Source organism: Klebsiella sp. DY2415 (assembly GCF_026314315.1).
Taxonomy (GTDB): domain Bacteria; phylum Pseudomonadota; class Gammaproteobacteria; order Enterobacterales; family Enterobacteriaceae; genus Klebsiella; species Klebsiella ornithinolytica.
The window spans coordinates 2,927,371-2,943,488 of sequence record NZ_CP111115.1 but is presented as its reverse complement, the minus strand read 5'-3'; the positions used below and the strand labels follow the sequence as shown (position 1 = coordinate 2,943,488).

16 protein-coding genes are annotated in these 16,118 nt (G+C 56.9%); 7 read left to right on the top strand and 9 right to left on the bottom strand.

Going from position 1 to position 16,118, the window contains the following annotated elements; translation table 11 throughout:
• Positions 1-50 precede the first annotated feature (50 nt).
• The gene (ydcK, locus tag OQV00_RS13905) at positions 51-1,031 is read right to left on the bottom strand and encodes a YdcK family protein (protein WP_004861463.1); all 981 of its coding nucleotides are present in this window, start codon (positions 1,029-1,031) and stop codon (positions 51-53) included.
• A 126-nt stretch (positions 1,032-1,157) separates the two neighbouring features.
• On the opposite strand from ydcK, the gene tehA reads away from it, so the two are divergent.
• The gene (gene tehA / locus OQV00_RS13900; RefSeq protein ID WP_032717381.1) at positions 1,158-2,162 is read left to right on the top strand and encodes a dicarboxylate transporter/tellurite-resistance protein TehA; all 1,005 of its coding nucleotides are present in this window, start codon (positions 1,158-1,160) and stop codon (positions 2,160-2,162) included.
• Positions 2,159-2,755 carry a tellurite resistance methyltransferase TehB gene (tehB, locus tag OQV00_RS13895; RefSeq protein ID WP_126509742.1) on the top strand — a complete coding sequence of 199 codons (597 nt, stop codon included), beginning with the start codon at positions 2,159-2,161 and terminating at the stop codon, positions 2,753-2,755. Before tehA ends, tehB begins: the two co-directional genes overlap by 4 nt.
• Here the strand turns inward: tehB and pepT are convergent.
• Complete coding sequence (gene pepT / locus OQV00_RS13890) at positions 2,752-3,981, bottom strand: peptidase T (RefSeq protein ID WP_163980021.1); 1,230 nt, start codon at positions 3,979-3,981, stop codon at positions 2,752-2,754. The genes tehB and pepT overlap by 4 nt on opposite strands.
• 115 nt (positions 3,982-4,096) lie before the next feature.
• On the opposite strand from pepT, the gene OQV00_RS13885 reads away from it, so the two are divergent.
• Together OQV00_RS13885 and OQV00_RS13880 are read left to right on the top strand one after the other, a co-directional pair.
• Complete coding sequence (locus OQV00_RS13885) at positions 4,097-5,689, top strand: ABC transporter substrate-binding protein (RefSeq protein WP_015584430.1); 1,593 nt, start codon at positions 4,097-4,099, stop codon at positions 5,687-5,689.
• Positions 5,690-5,823: 134 nt separating this feature from the next.
• Entirely contained in the window at positions 5,824-6,492 is a 669-nt protein-coding gene (locus OQV00_RS13880) for a DUF3313 domain-containing protein (protein WP_064357102.1), read from the top strand.
• A 60-nt stretch (positions 6,493-6,552) separates the two neighbouring features.
• Here OQV00_RS13880 and OQV00_RS13875 read toward each other — a convergent pair whose 3' ends face one another.
• Entirely contained in the window at positions 6,553-7,449 is an 897-nt protein-coding gene (locus OQV00_RS13875; RefSeq protein ID WP_004861483.1) for a DMT family transporter, read from the bottom strand.
• 183 nt (positions 7,450-7,632) lie between these two features.
• Here OQV00_RS13875 and OQV00_RS13870 point away from each other — a divergent pair, with 183 nt between their 5' ends.
• Complete coding sequence (locus tag OQV00_RS13870; protein WP_163980019.1) at positions 7,633-8,499, top strand: helix-turn-helix domain-containing protein; 867 nt, start codon at positions 7,633-7,635, stop codon at positions 8,497-8,499.
• On the opposite strand, the gene OQV00_RS13865 is transcribed toward OQV00_RS13870, so the two are convergent.
• Entirely contained in the window at positions 8,479-9,645 is a 1,167-nt protein-coding gene (locus OQV00_RS13865) for a benzoate/H(+) symporter BenE family transporter (protein ID WP_266278763.1), read from the bottom strand. The genes OQV00_RS13870 and OQV00_RS13865 overlap by 21 nt on opposite strands.
• Before the next feature lie 190 nt (positions 9,646-9,835).
• Between OQV00_RS13865 and OQV00_RS13860 the strand changes: the two genes are divergently transcribed.
• Together OQV00_RS13860 and OQV00_RS13855 are read left to right on the top strand one after the other, a co-directional pair.
• Positions 9,836-10,384 (top strand): helix-turn-helix domain-containing protein, encoded by a 549-nt coding sequence (locus OQV00_RS13860; protein WP_266278761.1) that lies wholly within the window; start codon positions 9,836-9,838, stop codon positions 10,382-10,384.
• A 232-nt stretch (positions 10,385-10,616) separates the two neighbouring features.
• Entirely contained in the window at positions 10,617-12,581 is a 1,965-nt protein-coding gene (locus tag OQV00_RS13855) for a peptidase U32 family protein (protein ID WP_015584428.1), read from the top strand.
• Positions 12,582-12,594: 13 nt separating this feature from the next.
• On the opposite strand, the gene OQV00_RS13850 is transcribed toward OQV00_RS13855, so the two are convergent.
• The 5 genes from OQV00_RS13850 to OQV00_RS13830 form a co-directional block, all read right to left on the bottom strand.
• Positions 12,595-12,828, bottom strand: coding sequence for a DUF2554 family protein (locus OQV00_RS13850; RefSeq protein ID WP_004861498.1), 234 nt, complete (start codon positions 12,826-12,828; stop codon positions 12,595-12,597).
• 155 nt (positions 12,829-12,983) lie between these two features.
• Positions 12,984-13,262, bottom strand: a complete 279-nt coding sequence (locus OQV00_RS13845) for a hypothetical protein (RefSeq protein WP_266278759.1) — start codon at positions 13,260-13,262, stop codon at positions 12,984-12,986.
• A 100-nt stretch (positions 13,263-13,362) separates the two neighbouring features.
• Positions 13,363-13,488 (bottom strand): DUF2474 domain-containing protein, encoded by a 126-nt coding sequence (locus OQV00_RS13840; protein ID WP_004861503.1) that lies wholly within the window; start codon positions 13,486-13,488, stop codon positions 13,363-13,365.
• Positions 13,488-14,498 carry a cytochrome d ubiquinol oxidase subunit II gene (cydB, locus tag OQV00_RS13835; RefSeq protein WP_152308642.1) on the bottom strand — a complete coding sequence of 337 codons (1,011 nt, stop codon included), beginning with the start codon at positions 14,496-14,498 and terminating at the stop codon, positions 13,488-13,490. Before cydB ends, OQV00_RS13840 begins: the two co-directional genes overlap by 1 nt.
• Positions 14,498-15,895 (bottom strand): cytochrome ubiquinol oxidase subunit I, encoded by a 1,398-nt coding sequence (locus OQV00_RS13830; protein ID WP_015584425.1) that lies wholly within the window; start codon positions 15,893-15,895, stop codon positions 14,498-14,500. The genes cydB and OQV00_RS13830 overlap by 1 nt, the downstream gene beginning before the upstream one ends.
• Positions 15,896-16,118: the final 223 nt, after the last annotated feature.

Sequence of the window (16,118 nt, the reverse complement as noted above, 5' to 3'; positions counted from 1 at the left end):
ATAATAAGGTATCCCGGCGTGCGGCGTCATGCCTGGGCCGGAATACCGCGCTACAGCGATCCCAGCAGCGGCGTGCGGGTAATCTGCTGCGCGCCGTTGATCACTTTGCGGCCGCGCAGATGAATCGCATCGCCGTTCAGCGCCTCAATCCGCGCGTTGTCGGTAATTTCAACCCGATGTTCGATCACCACATCGCCACTGATGTGGGCGTGGCCTTGCACCAGCACGTCGTCATCCAGCAGGATCGGGCCGCCGCATAGCCGGGCGTGGCCGCCCACCATCACCCGATGTTTAAGCACGCAGTTGCCCTCAACCACGGCGTTTTCTGCCACCTGCGAACTGTAGCGTAGCGTCGGTATCGCATCCTCAGCGCGTCCGGCAATCAGCCGCGCATGGTCGTAGACTCTGGCGTTATCGCAGACCCAGACATCGTTTTCTTCGTTGCCTTCCAGCCGGGCATAGTCAAATATCTCCGCCCGATGCTCAACAAAGGCGTGCTCCACGAAGGCATCACCGTAAATCTGCGCCTGATGAACGATGCGTGAGGCGCTGACCGTCGCCCGCTGGTAGATTTGCAAAAATTTGTCGCGGTCGGCGGTCAATCCCTGGGCGGCGATAATCAGGCAGTGGGGGAGAATGCGCGCCCGGTCGGCGAGGCGGCAGAAGCCGCGAACGCGGGAATCCTGAAGCGTGACATTGTCACAAATGAGGGCGTGATGGCTGATGGTACCGCTGTCGATCCATGCATCATCGCGGATGATCGCGAAGTGGCTGACGATGCAGGTCCCCGTCAGCCGCGCATTGCCTTCGATCCGCGCACCGGCAAACACCGCGCTGTTGGGGTCGTAAATCCAGCAGGTGCCCGCCTGACTCAGCGCCGACTCATCGTCCAGCCAGCCGCCTTCGCTGCCGGCCGGCACATCGGCGAAATCACGCAGGGCCACAATTTGCCGCAGATTTACGCTATGTTTAATCCCGTCCTCTTCATAGTGAAACAGGCGAACCTTGTCGCTCAGACGATATTTGTTCATCAGGACTTCTCTTATCAAGGCTTTATTTTACTTTTGGTTAACATAAACATAGCAAAAATCTCCGTAGCGTGTTTTATAAGGTTCTTTTAAAATGCAACTTAAAGATAAATTGAAAAAATAAATAAAATGAATAAAAACCCGCTTGAACGGCAGGTTCTGAATTTACCTGCGGGCTATTTTGGTATGGTGCTGGGCACGATCGGCATGGGGTTCGCGTGGCGCTATGCCAGCACCCTCTGGCCGGTGAGTCGGGCTATCGGCGATGGTCTGGTGGCGCTGGCGGCGATGATTTGGGCGCTGCTGACGATAGCGTTTATCTCCCGGGCCATTCGCTTTCCGTGGAGCGTGCTGCAGGAGATGCGCCATCCGGTTGCCAGCAGTTTTGTCAGCCTGTTTCCCGCCACCACGATGCTGGTGGCTATCGGCTTCGTGCCGTGGTTTCGTCCGCTCTCGCTACTGCTGTTCGGCATTGGCGTGGTACTCCAGCTGAGCTATTCCGCCTGGCAGAGCGCCGGATTGTGGCGCGGAAAACATCCGAGCGACGCCACCACGCCGGGACTCTATTTACCGACCGTGGCGAACAATTTCATCAGCGCGATGGCCTGCGGGGCGCTCGGCTTTAACGACGCCGGGCTGGTGTTTCTCGGCGCCGGGATCTTCTCATGGCTGAGCCTGGAGCCGGTGATTCTGCAACGATTACGCAGCCACGGCGAACTGCCCGCGGCTATGCGGACCTCGCTGGGTATCCAGCTGGCGCCAGCGCTGGTAGCGTGCAGCGCCTGGCTCAGCGTCAACGGCGCAGAGGCGGATACCTTTGCCAAACTGCTGTTTGGCTACGGCCTTTTACAACTGCTGTTTATGTTACGTCTGATGCCGTGGTACCTGCGGCAGCCGTTCAATGCGTCCTTCTGGAGCTTTTCGTTTGGGATTTCCGCATTGGCCAGCACCGGATTGCATCTCGGACACAGCCAGCCGAACGGCTTCTTCCATTACTTATCGATCCCGTTGTTTATCTTTACCAATCTGATTATTGGACTGTTGTTGCTGCGCACGTTTCTGCTGTTGCTGCGGGGGAAATTGCTGATTCGCGTCGACCGGGCCACATTATTAAACAATAAGGACTTATCATGACTATCCGTGACGAAAACTACTTTACTGATAAATACGGGCTGACCCGTACCCACTCGGAAGTGGTCTATGCCGCGACCCAGATGCCGCCGGGAAAAGCGCTGGATCTGGGGTGTGGCAACGGACGCAATAGCCTCTATCTGGCGGCAAACGGCTTTGATGTGACGGCGTGGGACAAAAACCCGATGAGCATCAATAATCTGGAGAGTATTCGTGCGCAGGAAGAACTGACCAATCTCCAGGCGGCGGTCAAGGATCTGAATAGCTTAAGCTTCGACGGTGAATATGACTTTATTCTCTCCACCGTAGTACTGATGTTCCTTGAAGCGAAAACTATTCCGGGGCTTATCGCCAACATGCAGCGTTGCACCAGACCGGGCGGCTACAACCTGATCGTTGCGGCAATGGACACCGACGATTATCCCTGCACCGTTGGCTTCCCGTTTGCCTTTAAACCTGAGGAACTGCGACGCTACTACGCCGGCTGGTCGTTCCTCAGGTACAACGAAGAGGTGGGCGAGCTGCACCGCACCGATGCCAACGGCAATCGTATCAAACTGCGTTTTGCCACCATGCTGGCGCAAAAACCGGCTTAACGGGCCGCCAGCAGGCAGAGCTGGAACGCGGTGTGGTACGACGCTTCAAAGGCGCGCAGCGGCAAAAACTCAAATTTCGAGTGGAAGTTGTGCGCGCCGGTGAAGAAGTTGGGCGTTAACAGGCCTTTTGCCGAGAGCGCCGCACCATCGGTACCGCCGCGCATCGGCGTAGGCTTTGGCGTTACGCCAATGCTCTCCATGGCTTCGAACATCAGGTCAATAGCCCGGCGATCGTCGCCAATGGCATTGCTGATGTTGCTGTAGGTGTCGCCGATCGAAAATTCGACGCTGGCCGTCGGGTATTGTGCGGCAATTTTTTCAGCGACGTCGCCAATCTGCTGTTTACGGCGTAAAAAGCTCTCGCTGTCGAAATCGCGAATGCTGGCCTGCAGCAGGGTGCTGTTTTGATCGCCCTGAATGCCATTAAACCAGACATAACCTTCGCGTCCGGCGGTGTGTTCCGGGGTCTGCAGCCGGTCGAAATGGCTGATGTAATCGGCGGCCATCAACAGCGGGTTGACCAGCACGCCTTTGGCGGACATCGGATGGGCGGTCACGCCGGTGAAGCGAATCTCCGCCGCCGCGGCGTTAAAGTTCTCATACACGATCTCGCCCAGCTCGCAGCAGTCGATAGTCCAGGCAAAATCGACGGCAAAACGGCTGAGGTCCAGCGCTTTTGCCCCCCGCAGGCCCACCTCTTCATCGGGGACAAAGGCCACCACGATATCGCCGTGGCGATGTTCCGGCGTCAGGTTTTCCAGCACCGTCATCACCACCGTGACCGCCGATTTGTTGTCGGCGCCGAGCACGCTGGTGCCATCGCTGAAAATAATCTCTTCGTCCGGGTAGGCGAGAATCTCCGGGTGCTCGGCAACCCGCAGCCAGATCTGCTTTTCACTATTCAGGCACAGATCATCGCCGGTAAAACGCAAAATTTGTGGATGAATGTCCGGGGACAGGCCGACGTCCACGGTGTCGATATGGGTGATAAAGCCAATCCGCGGCGCGCCCGGGACATTCCCTCTTTTTACCGCGGTGACGGTGGCATGGTCATCAATCACGATATCGTCCAGCCCAAGGCGGCTTAACTCGTCGGCAAGTTCGCGGGCCATCTCATTTTGTCCCGGCGTGGTTGGCAGCGTGGTGGCCCGCGGATCGCTTTGGCTGCTGATGGCAAGGTAGCGGAAGAAACGCTGGGTCAATTGACTGGCGAGTGGAGATGACATAGTGATTCCTTCTTTATTTATTTTTTCAGGTGTTTGCAATCTGGCTTTAGTGTTATGTATGGGCAGGAAAACAACAAGCTATTCATTAGCTGACAAATTAAAAAAGGAAAACGTTATGCAACGCAAACTCACCACGCTTGCTCTGACAATAACGGCACTCACGTTCGGTTCCGCCGTGAGCGCAAAAACGCTGGTTTACTGCTCCGAAGGATCGCCGGAGAATTTCAATCCTCAGCTCTACACCTCAGGCACCAGCGTGGACGCCAGCGCGGTACCTGTTTATAACCGGCTGGTTGATTTTAAGGTGGGCACCACCGAATTGCAGCCGAGTCTCGCGGAAAGCTGGGAGGTGAGCGATGACGGAAAAGTGTATACCTTCCATTTACGCAAAGGGGTGAAGTTTCAAAGTAATAAATATTTCACCCCCACCCGCGACTTTAATGCCGATGATGTGATTTTCTCCTTCATGCGGCAAAAAGATCCGCAGCATCCTTATCACAACGTCTCCGGCGGCAGCTACTCTAACTTTGAAAGCCTGGAGTTTGGCCAGTTAATTACCGCTATTGATAAGCCTGATGAGTATACGGTGCGCTTTACTTTGGCCCGCGCCGAAGCGCCGTTTGTGGCAGACCTGGCGTGGTATTTCGCCTCTGTTTTATCGGCGGAATATGCGGATGCGATGCTGAAGGCCGGTACCCCGCAGCGCGTCGATTCCGATCCGCTTGGCACCGGTCCCTTTAAGCTGGCGCAGTATCAGAAAGATTCGCGTATTCTTTATACCGCCTTCCCGGACTACTGGCAGGGGAAAGCAAAAATCGACCGTCTGGTTTTTAGCATTACCCCGGATGCTTCGGTGCGCTATGCCAAACTGGAAAAGAATGAATGCCAGGTGATGCCATTCCCTAATCCGGCCGATTTACCGAGGATGAAGGAAAATAAAAACATTCAATTACTGAATAAGGCCGGATTGAACACCGGGTTCCTTGCTTTTAATACGCAAAAACCCCCGCTGGACAATGTCAAAGTACGTCAGGCCCTGGCGATGGCGATTAATAAACCGGCGATTATTGAAGCGGTGTTCCACGGTACCGGTACGCAGGCGAAAAACCTGCTGCCGCCGGGCGTCTGGAGCGCGGACGCGGAGCTGAAAGATTATGACTTTGACCCGCAAAAAGCCAAAGCGCTGCTGCAGGAGGCGGGCATTAGCGGTCCGCTAACGATCGATCTGTGGGCGATGCCGGTGCAGCGTCCTTATAACCCTAACGCCAAACGGATGGCCGAGATGATTCAGGCCGACTGGGCCAAAATCGGCGTGCAGACTAAAATCACCACCTATGAATGGGGTGAATATCTGAAGCGGGTAAAAGATGGCGAACATCAGGCGGCGCTGATGGGCTGGACCACGGCGACCGGCGATCCCGACAACTTCTTCGGGCCGCTATTTACCTGTCAGTCGGCCAACGGCGGTTCGAACTCGGCGAAATGGTGCTATCAGCCGTTTGATAAAATTATTGCCGAGGCAAAATCGATTACCGATCGTCCAAAACGCGAAGCGCTGTATAAACAGGCGCAGCAGATGATGCATGACCAAATGCCGGCGGTGATGATTGCCCACTCGACTATTTTTGAACCGGTGCGTAAAGACGTTTCTGACTATGAAATTGATCCTTTTGGCAAGCATATTTTCTATCAGGTCGATATAAAATAAACAGCAAATGTAAATCCGCCCGTCGTGGCGGATTTATTTTCTCAAAGGTTTGACGTTCCCTTTTTTTGTCACAAAACTTATCCTGGTATTTTGCTATAAATCACGCCGACAACTGCATTTACAGGGATTCACTCATGCGTACTCATTTCATTTTTAAAGTGGCAGCACTTGCTGGTCTGTTGGCTCTTACGGGCTGCGCCTCAAAAATTGCCGCGCCGGAAAAATATTCTGGTTTCTTAAAAGACTATTCAAACTTAAAAGAAACGACGTCAGCGTCTGGTAAAGCAGAACTGCGCTGGATCTCTGCGGATTACAATCCGCAAAACTACGACAGTATTGTCTATAACCCGATCACCTATTATCCGGTGCCTAAACCGTCTACTCAGGTCGGGGAAAAGGCGCTGCGCGATATTCTTAATTACACCAACCAGCAGATGAAACAGGCGATTGCCGAGCGTAAACCGCTGGTGGCGAAACCCGGACCGCGCAGCCTGATTTTCCGCGGCGCCATCACCGGCGTGGATTCCAGCAAAGAAGGCCTGCAGTTCTATGAAGTGGTTCCGGTCGCCATGGTGGTGGCAGGTACAGAGATGGCAACCGGGCATCGTACAATGGATACCAACCTCTACTTCGAAGGTGAACTGATTGACCCGGCGACCAACAAACCGGTGGTCAAAGTCGTGCGCAAAGGCGAGGGGAAATCACTGGCTAACGAAAGTACGCCGATGACCATTGATACTCTGAAGCAGGTGATTGATGACATGGCGATCGATGCCGTAAAATTTGACCCGACGCAGAAATAAGCCCGCAACAACGAAAGGCGCCCTTCGGGAGGGCACCTTTTTTATGCCGACAGGCAGAGATTAAGCCAGTCTGCGGCGCAGGAACCACTGCTCGGGACGGGCAAACATCACCAGGTTCCCCACCAGAATCAGCGCCAGCCCGATAACCGCGTTACTGTGCCAGACGTAGCCTTCGTAAAAGGTCGAAATCGTCAGGGCCACCAGCGGGAACAGCAGGGTACTGTAGGCGGCTTTGCCGGCGCCAATCCGGCCAACCAGCGTAAAGTAAGCGCCGAACGCAATCACCGATCCGAACAGCGCCAGGTACAGCAGCGCCCCCATATAGCTCAGCGTCCACTGGGGGGTGAAATCATCGCCGCGCACCAGAGCGATAGCCCCCATCACCAGAGTGCCGTAGAGCATCGCCCAGCTGTTGGTAGTCAGGGTTTCCAGCCCACGGCGCTGGTGGCGCATACTGAGCATGTTGCCGAGAGAAAAACCGTAGGTTCCCAGCGCGCTGAGACCAATTCCCCACAGCAAGGATGCGTTGAGCCCGTTACTGAGCAGATCGTCCCAGAACAGCGTGATAATCCCCACAAGGCCGAGCGCGGCGGCTAGCCAGAAACGCGCGGGCGGCTGCTGGCGGAAGAAAATAAACCCGTTGATGGCGTTAAACAGGACCGCCATGGAAAAAATAACCGATTCAAGACCGGTGTTGATGTGTGCGGCGGCGGTATAAAAGCACCAGAAGTTGAAACAGAAGACGCAGCAGCCCTGTAGTACACAGAACAGATGATCGCGCAGCGCCAGCGGGCGCAGACGACGGGTTGCCAGCAGAATCGCCAGCATCGTGACGCTGGCTACCGCAAACCGCCAGAAAATGGAGACCGGCGCGGAGACCGGCCCCTGTTGTAAAAAGATGGCAATCCATGTCGTTCCCCAGATAACGACCACCAGCCCGTACAGTATTGCGTTCAAAATATTTCTCCCATAAACACTCCAGGGAGGCAGTGTGGCGGTTTTTGCGCGCCGCCGCTGTCATCCTTGCGGGTTGGACTTGCAAATTCTTGCGCTTATTTTTATCGAATGGCTGGAGAGATCTGGTATCCGCTGCCGACTCTTCATAGACTAGAGGTTTATGAAATCAGATGTGTGAAGGCCATGGCTTACGGGACGTTCGAAACATTACGCCGACAAAAAGCCGTCCTGCGGGAGACGGTGGAGCTTAACTCCGGTATTCAACTGGCGGCGTGGTATAACAATCGCGATACGGTTACGGTGCGCAGCGACCATCATACGCTGAGCCTCTACGTTGCCGATGGTTACGAAAGTTATCAGAAAACGCCGCAGGGCTGGAAAAACGGCGGCGGCCCGGATCGTTTTTGCCTGATGCCAAAAGGAGCCGAGAGCACCTGGGATATTCGCGGCGACCTCTCGTTCGTGCATCTGTACTGTACCGATGACCATTTGCGTCGGGTTGGCGAGCAGATCTGGGACCGCAGCCCGGCGTCGTTCAGTCTGCAGGAACAGACCTTTTCCCGGGATGATAAAATTACCGCCGTCTATCGCCAGTTTCTTCTCGATTACGACTGGCAGCAGCAGGCTAACCAGTTGACCTTAAGCTCCGCCAGCACGCTGCTGCTGACCCATCTTATTCAGCACTATTCGAACGTTCAGTGGCGGTTGCCCACGGTCTGCGGCGGCCTGGCGCCGCACGTCCTGCGTAATCTGCTGGCGTGGGTTGAGGAGAATCTGGATCAGCCGCTGACGCTGGCCGATCTGGCGCAGGAGGCGGCGCTCAGCGAATATCACTTCGCGCGGATGTTCCGGCAGTCAATGAACATGGCGCCGCACCAGTATGTGATGCAGCGGCGGATGGTTAAGGCGCAGGAGCTCATCTGCCGCAGCGCCCGGCCGTTGACCGATATCGCGATGGCCTGCGGTTTCAGCTCCGCCAGCCATTTCAGTAACCGGGTGAAAAGCGCCACCGGTCTGACGCCGTCGCAGTTACGTGCGGCGCAGCGCTGACAGCAGGGCGAAACTCGCGCCGCCGAGCGCCAGCCCCCAGAAGGCCGAGCCGATCCCCGCCAAAGTCACGCCGCTGGCGGTGACCAGAAACGTCACCCCCGCCGCATCGCGTTCATTCTCCTGATTCAGCGCCTGAAACAGACTCCCGCCAAGCGTCCCGAGCAGCGCCAGCCCGGCCAGCATCTGAATCAACGCCGTCGGCAGGGCAGACATCAACGAGGTAATCGAACCGCCGAACAGGCCGGCCAGCAGATAAAAACCGCCCGCGGCGGCGGCGGCCAGCCAGCGTCGCTGCGGATCGGGATGGGCCTCCGGACTTTGGCAGATGGCGGCGGTAATGGCGGCAATACAGATGGAGTAGACGCCAAAAGGCGACAGGATCAGCGCCAGGCCGGCGGTGGCGACAATCAGCGGCGACACGGGTACCCGATAACCGGAAGCCTGCATCGTGGCGAAGCCGGGGGCGTTTTGCGAAGCCATGGTGACCAGGAAGAACGGCACCCCGACGCTGAGGAGCAGCGAAGGGGTAAACTGCGGCGCGGTATATTCCGGAGCGACAAAAGCGAGGCTGATATGGCTCCCGGTGACGTCGCCGGAGAACACGGCGATAACGCCGCCGACCAGCAGCGCCGCGACCACCGCAAAGCGCGGGTACAGCGCTTTACACAGCAGCCAGGCTGCCAGCATGCCGCCACACAGCAGAAGATGGTCTTCAAGGGTGGCGAAGGCCTGCAGACCGAAGCGCAGTAAAATCCCTGCCAGCATGGCGGCGGCGAGCGAGTGGGGGATAATTTTCATCAGCCGGGCAAAAAGGCCGGTCAGCCCGCATAGCACCATCAGGCCATTCGCAAAGATAAACACGCCGACCGCCTGGTTCAACGTCACCCCCTGTAATCCGCTGACCAGTAGCGCCGCGCCGGGGGTTGACCAGGCGGTGAGGATCGGCACTTTGCGCCATAGCGTGAGGGCCAGCGTACTGACCCCCATCCCGAGGCCGAGGGCCGTCATCCAGCCAGCGATCTGACTCGCGCTGGCCCCTGCGCTGGCGGCGGCCTGCCAGATAATGGCGGCCGAGCTGGCGTAGCCCACCAGGACGGCGATAAACCCGGCGAGTAGCGTCGGCAGCGGGAGTGAGAACGAGCGCATAGTGACCTCTTGTGCGTTATAACATCCGGCAAAATGTAGCATTGTGCGTTATAACGCACAATGATCTTTTCCCTCTTTTCATGCCGTCGTCATCGCCGTCGCGGACGCGCCAGGCGCGTTTCCCGACGAAACTTCCTGTAGAATCATACCAATGCGCGTATAATTTCTGCTGAGCATATCAGGAGGTGGAATGAATATTGCGCAACATCTGGCGACGACCCTGAAAACGCTGCGTCAACAGCGGGGCTGGAGTCTGTCGCGACTGGCGGAAGAGACCGGGGTGTCAAAAGCGATGCTCGGGCAGGTTGAGCGAAATGAATCCAGCCCGACGGTAGCGACCTTGTGGAAAATCGCCACCGGTCTGAACGTGCCGTTCTCGGCGTTTATCGTGGCCGATGAATCGACGGCGCCGACCGCCTTTGACCCGCAGCAGCAGGCGATGGTGGTGACACCCCTTTTCCCGTGGGACCCGGAGCTGCGTTTTGACCACTTCTCGATTACGCTCGCCCCCGGGGCGCTCAGCGAATCCACGCCGCACGAGAAAGGGGTAATTGAACATGTGGTGGTGATCGGCGGCGTGCTGGATTTGTGTCTGCAGGGGGAGTGGCAGACGCTAACGAGCGGAGAAGGGCGGCGGTTTGCCGGCGATCTGGCGCATGCTTATCGTAACAGCGGCGTGCAAACGGCCCATTTTCACTCGCTGATTCATTATCCCAAAGAAAAAGCCGCGGGTATTTAACCTGCGGCCAATCAAATGATTAATGTAACCACTCACAACGTGACGAGGAAAATCCGGAATACGTGATGACTGTAACCGTAGACGTTTTGCGAAGGAAATACCTTTTCCTTCAATGCTTTGCTGGAAACTGAAAATTCACCTTTTCCGCGTGATGGAAAATGATTTCGTCTCTGCCCACTTCTGACTACAATAGCCGCCATTTCGACCCCCTATAACGGATAACGACGAGCGTATGCGCCTGCACAACCATCATCTTGAACTTCTTAGCCCCGCCCGCGATGTCGGGATCGCCCGTGAAGCGATTTTACACGGCGCAGACGCGGTTTATATCGGCGGGCCGGGTTTCGGCGCACGCCACAACGCCAGCAACAGCCTCAGCGATATCGCCGGGCTGGTGCCTTTCGCCCATCGCTACGGCGCGAAAATCTTTGTGACGCTGAATACGATCCTGCACGATGATGAGCTGGAACCGGCGCAGCGACTGATTACCGACCTGTATGAAACCGGCGTTGATGCGCTGATCGTGCAGGATATGGGGGTGATGGAGCTGGATATTCCGCCTATTGAACTCCACGCCAGCACCCAGTGTGACATCCGCAGCGTCGAGAAGGCAAAATTCCTCTCCGACGTCGGTTTCAGCCAAATCGTGCTGGCGCGCGAGCTGAACCTGCAGCAGATTAAAGCGATTTACGACAACACCGACGCGACAATCGAGTTCTTTATTCACGGCGCTCTGTGCGTGGCCTATTCCGGGCAGTGCAATATCTCCCATGCTCAGACCGGGCGCAGCGCCAACCGCGGCGACTGCTCCCAGGCGTGCCGTTTACCGTATACCCTGAAAGATGATCAGGGTCGCGTGGTAGCCTATGAGAAACACCTCCTGTCGATGAAAGACAACGATCAGACCGCCAACCTGGCCCAGTTGATCGATGCCGGCGTGCGCTCCTTCAAAATTGAAGGGCGCTACAAAGATATGAGCTACGTGAAGAACATTACCGCGCACTATCGTCAGATGCTCGACGCGATTATTGAAGATCGCGGCGATCTGATGCGTTCGTCCGCCGGACGCACCGAACACTTTTTCGTTCCCTCCACCGACAAAACCTTCCATCGCGGCAGCACCGACTACTTTGTTAATGCGCGCAAAGGTGACATCGGCGCATTTGATTCGCCGAAATTTATCGGCCTGCCGGTGGGTGAAGTGCTGAAAGTGGCGAAAGACCACCTCGATGTTGAAGTGAGCGAAGCGCTGACCAACGGCGATGGCCTCAACGTGATGATTAAGCGCGAAATCGTCGGTTTCCGCGCCAACACGGTGGAAAAAACCGGCGAAAATCGCTATCGCGTCTGGCCGAACGAGATGCCGGCAGATCTGCATAAAGTCCGGCCGCGCCAGGTGCTGAACCGTAACCTCGACCATAACTGGCAGCAGGCTTTGCAAAAAACCTCCAGCGAGCGGCGAATTGCGGTGGATATCGACCTCAGCGGCTGGCAGGAGCAGCTGGTGCTGACGATGACCTGCGAAGATGGCGTCAGCGTCACCCACACCCTGGACGGCGAGTTTGCCGAAGCGACCCAGGCGGAGAAAGCGCTGGCGAACCTGCGGGACGGCGTGGCGAAGCTGGGACAGACGATCTATTTTGCCCGCGATGTGCAGATCAATCTCCCCGGCGCGCTGTTTGTGCCGAATAGCCTGCTGAACCAGCTGCGTCGGGAAACGGTAGAACGACTGGACGATGCGCGGGTGAAAGCCGCGCCGCGCGGCCAGCGCAAAGCGGTTTCCGTCCCGCCGCCGGTTTACCCGGACACCCATCTGTCGTTCCTTGCCAACGTCTATAACCATAAGGCGCGTGCGTTTTACCAGCGCTATGGCGTGAAGCTGATCGATGCGGCCTATGAAGCGCATCAAGAGAAGGGCGACGTGCCGGTGATGATCACGAAACACTGTCTGCGTTTTGCCTTCAATTTATGCCCGAAGCAGGCCAAGGGATCGATTAAGAGCTGGAAAGCGACGCCAATGCAGCTCATTCACGGGGATGAAGTGCTGACGCTGAAATTCGACTGCCGTCCGTGCGAAATGCACGTTATCGGCAAAATGAAAAATCATATTTTGAAAATGCCGCTTCCGGGGAGCGTGGTTGCTTCGGTCAGCCCGGATGAGCTGTTGAAAACTCTGCCGAAGCGTAAAGGCGTCTGATCGACGGCAGACGCTACTGGCGGAAGTGCATTTTCGGTTTGCGCGCATTCTGCCAGTGGTGACGTTCGCGCAGATCGGCGGCGGCCTCGTCCCGCTGGCTGCGCAGTTCATCACTGTCGGCCTCGTGCAGCAGCTGCTGTTCGAGGCTTTGTACCGGGAAGTATTCATGTCCTTGTTTGCGGGCCAGCAGATGGCCGGAAAATAACGCACACATCAGCACGAATGCCGAAACGCATCTCCTGAGCATATCGATTTCCAGTGACAGACGAGTGGGGCTACTATGCTCTGAATTTCTTGAGCTTTATTATTGGGTTATCAAAGAAGAGCAAAGTCTGCGTCAGCCTTTCCTGACGAAAGGCGAAAAAAAGCCCGGCGCGATACACGCGTCGGGCCGGAGAGTGATTATTTTTTCGGCGGCAACGGATTGCCGTTGTGCTGGCCGTCTTTCGACGGCTGTTTGTTGCCCTGTGCGGACGGCTTGCCTTTCGGCGGCTGTGTGCCGTTATGCGATGCGCCCTGTGCTGGCCGTTTACCGCTGTGCTGCTGCCGGTTCTTATCGTGGCCGTTATGCTTCTGGCCTGCGACCGCTTTCCCCGGAGGCGGCGGGGGATTATCGGCGGCAAACGCCAGGGAAGAGAGCGCAAACGACATCGCCGCGGATAACAAGACACTCTTTTTCATTACTACATCCTATATTCTTTATGTGCCTTGAGATTTCAGCAAATAAAAATGGAGAGACAATGGAGTTCTTGCTAATCAGCGTAATCCGCAGCGTCGGGGATTAAACTTTCAGCCCGGCCGCGGTCATTAAAAAACGAAAGAGCATACTGACTGCCCCCAGCGCCAGCACGCTGGTGCCCCACAGCGCGACCATCCATAATAGTTGCTTCAGTCGTGACTGATTCATCAATGATACCCCTCGCCATGTTGGACTTTGCCGCGAAACACGTAATAGCTCCAGAAGGTATAGCCGAGGATCACCGGAATAATCAGCAGGGCGCCTACCAGCATGAAACCCTGGCTCTGCGGCGGCGCGGCGGCCTGCCACAGCGTAATGCCCGGCGGGATAATATGCGGCCAGATACTGATCCCCAGACCGCTGAAGCCGAGAAACACCAGCCCCAGCGTCAGAATAAAGGGCAGCGCATGGCGATCAGGGTTGCGCAGATCCCGCCACAGCCAGGCGCCGAGCGCCACAACCAGCAGGGGAACCGGCAGCAGGAAAAAGAGGTTCGGCAGCGTGAACCAACGGGCGGCAATGGCCGGCTGCGCCAGCGGTGTCCACAGGCTAATGATGGCGATGGCGATCAGCAGCGCCAGTAGCAGCGTTCGCGAGGTATGGCGCATTTTGTCCTGCAGCGGATTTTCGCTTTTCATGACCAGCCAGGTGGCGCCCAGCAGCGCATAGGCAATGGTCAATCCCAGACCGCAGAACAGGGTGAACGGCGTCAGCCAGTCGAGCATCCCGCCGCTGAACGCGCGACCGCTTACCGAAAAGCCATTGATGACCGCCCCGACAACCACGCCCTGAGAAAAGGTGGCCAGCAGCGAGCCGCCGAGAAATGCGCGATCCCAGAACGGGCGGTGTGACGGCGTTGCCTGGAAGCGAAACTCAAACGCCACGCCGCGAAAAATCAGGCCGATTAGCATTAACGTCAGCGGGATCGCCAGCGCATCGATAATCACCGCGTAGGCGAGAGGAAACGCGCCGAACAGCCCGGCGCCGCCAAGCACCAGCCAGGTTTCGTTGCCGTCCCAGACCGGCGCTACGCTGTTCACCATGACGTCGCGGTCTTCAGCATCGCGGGTGGCCGAGAACAAAATGCCGATCCCTAAATCGAAGCCATCCATCACGATGTACATCAGGGTGGCGAAGACGATAATGACGAACCAGATAACTGAAAGATCGATCCCCATTAGCGGGACTCCTTATGCTGAAAACCTTCCGTTGCCGCGGAGAGCGGGCGGGCCGGGGTACCGGAGAGCGGTGGATTGAAGGTCTGCGGGCCTTTGCGGATCAGGCGCAGCATATAGCTGTAGCCGACGCCAAATACCGAGCTATAGACGACGAAAAAGGTCAGCAGACTGAGAGTCATATGCAGGTCGCCATGGGCGGAGACGGCATCAGCAGTGCGCTGTACGCCATACACCACCCAGGGCTGACGGCCGACTTCGGTGGTGACCCAGCCTGCGAGAATGGCAATCAGCCCGGAAGGGCCCATCCACAGGGCAAAGCGCAGGAAGGGCTTCGACTGATACAGACGCTGGCGGTAGCGCAGCCACAGCGCAAGCGCCCCAAGCAGGATCATCAGCATGCCGAGTCCGGCCATCAGGCGAAATGACCAGAAGACAATGGTCGAGTTGGGGCGGTCTTGCGGCGCGAACTCTTTCAGGGCAGGCACCTGTTTGTCCAGACTATGCGTCAGGATCAGGCTACCGAGTGCCGGGATCTCAAGTCCGTAGCGGGTGCGCTCCTGCGCCATATCCGGCCAGCCGAACAGCAGCAGGGGCGTCGGTTCCCCCGGCCGGTTTTCCCAGTGTCCCTCGATGGCGGCAATTTTTGCCGGCTGATGTTTCAGGGTGTTCAGGCCGTGCATATCGCCAATCATCGCCTGGATGGGGGCTACGATAAGCGTCATCCACAGCGCCATTGAAAACATGGCGCGAATCGCCGGCGTGTTGTGACCGCGCAGCAGATGCCACGCCGCCGAGGCCCCGACGAACAGCGCGCTGCTGAGAAAAGCCGCCACCGTCATATGAAGCAGACGATACGGGAACGACGGGTTGAAGATAACCGCGAACCAGTCGACGGGAACCACCTGGCCGTTAACGATTTCGAACCCCTGCGGCGTCTGCATCCAGCTGTTGGAGGCGAGGATCCAGAAGGTCGAGATGATGGTCCCCAGCGCGACCATACAGGTGGCGAAAAAGTGCATGCCGGGACCGACGCGGTTCCAGCCAAAGAGCATGACCCCGAGGAACCCCGCCTCAAGGAAGAAGGCGGTCAGGACTTCATAAGTCAGCAGCGGGCCGGTAATACTGCCGGCAAACTCGGAAAAACCGCTCCAGTTGGTGCCGAACTGGTAGGCCATCACCAGACCGGAGACGACGCCCATGCCGAAGTTAACGGCGAAAATCTTTGACCAGAAGTGGTAAAGCGAGCGCCAGACAGGATTTTTTGTCTTCAGCCACAACCCTTCCAGTACCGCCAGATAGCTGGCCAGGCCGATGGTAATGGCAGGAAAGATAATGTGAAATGAGACGGTAAAGGCGAATTGAATTCGCGCCAGGTGGAATGCATCAAGACCGAACATGCAGAACTCCGCAAGAAAATTGATTCAGCGCAATTCTAGGCGGCGAGAGTTTCGGGTTGCAGAGGCAGAAAGGCTATTTTTTGTGATAACAGTTGCCTGACTGTTATGGCTTTTATCGCGGGAGCCAGCCTGTCGACGCGCTGATGATGATCCCCGAGCGGCTTGTTTCTGCGGCCGGTCGGCCCGCAGGCAGGAGATAAAAGCGCGCCGCGTTCATGGGTAA

Coding starts and splice junctions, on each gene's coding strand:
- ydcK (WP_004861463.1), bottom strand. CDS start 1,031: ATGAACAAATATCGTCTGAGCGACAAGGTTCGCCTGTTTCACTATGAA.
- tehA (WP_032717381.1), top strand. CDS start 1,158: ATGAATAAAAACCCGCTTGAACGGCAGGTTCTGAATTTACCTGCGGGC.
- tehB (WP_126509742.1), top strand. CDS start 2,159: ATGACTATCCGTGACGAAAACTACTTTACTGATAAATACGGGCTGACC.
- pepT (WP_163980021.1), bottom strand. CDS start 3,981: ATGTCATCTCCACTCGCCAGTCAATTGACCCAGCGTTTCTTCCGCTAC.
- OQV00_RS13885 (WP_015584430.1), top strand. CDS start 4,097: ATGCAACGCAAACTCACCACGCTTGCTCTGACAATAACGGCACTCACG.
- OQV00_RS13880 (WP_064357102.1), top strand. CDS start 5,824: ATGCGTACTCATTTCATTTTTAAAGTGGCAGCACTTGCTGGTCTGTTG.
- OQV00_RS13870 (WP_163980019.1), top strand. CDS start 7,633: ATGGCTTACGGGACGTTCGAAACATTACGCCGACAAAAAGCCGTCCTG.
- OQV00_RS13865 (WP_266278763.1), bottom strand. CDS start 9,645: ATGCGCTCGTTCTCACTCCCGCTGCCGACGCTACTCGCCGGGTTTATC.
- OQV00_RS13860 (WP_266278761.1), top strand. CDS start 9,836: ATGAATATTGCGCAACATCTGGCGACGACCCTGAAAACGCTGCGTCAA.
- OQV00_RS13855 (WP_015584428.1), top strand. CDS start 10,617: ATGCGCCTGCACAACCATCATCTTGAACTTCTTAGCCCCGCCCGCGAT.
- OQV00_RS13850 (WP_004861498.1), bottom strand. CDS start 12,828: ATGCTCAGGAGATGCGTTTCGGCATTCGTGCTGATGTGTGCGTTATTT.
- OQV00_RS13845 (WP_266278759.1), bottom strand. CDS start 13,262: ATGAAAAAGAGTGTCTTGTTATCCGCGGCGATGTCGTTTGCGCTCTCT.
- OQV00_RS13840 (WP_004861503.1), bottom strand. CDS start 13,488: ATGAATCAGTCACGACTGAAGCAACTATTATGGATGGTCGCGCTGTGG.
- cydB (WP_152308642.1), bottom strand. CDS start 14,498: ATGGGGATCGATCTTTCAGTTATCTGGTTCGTCATTATCGTCTTCGCC.
- OQV00_RS13830 (WP_015584425.1), bottom strand. CDS start 15,895: ATGTTCGGTCTTGATGCATTCCACCTGGCGCGAATTCAATTCGCCTTT.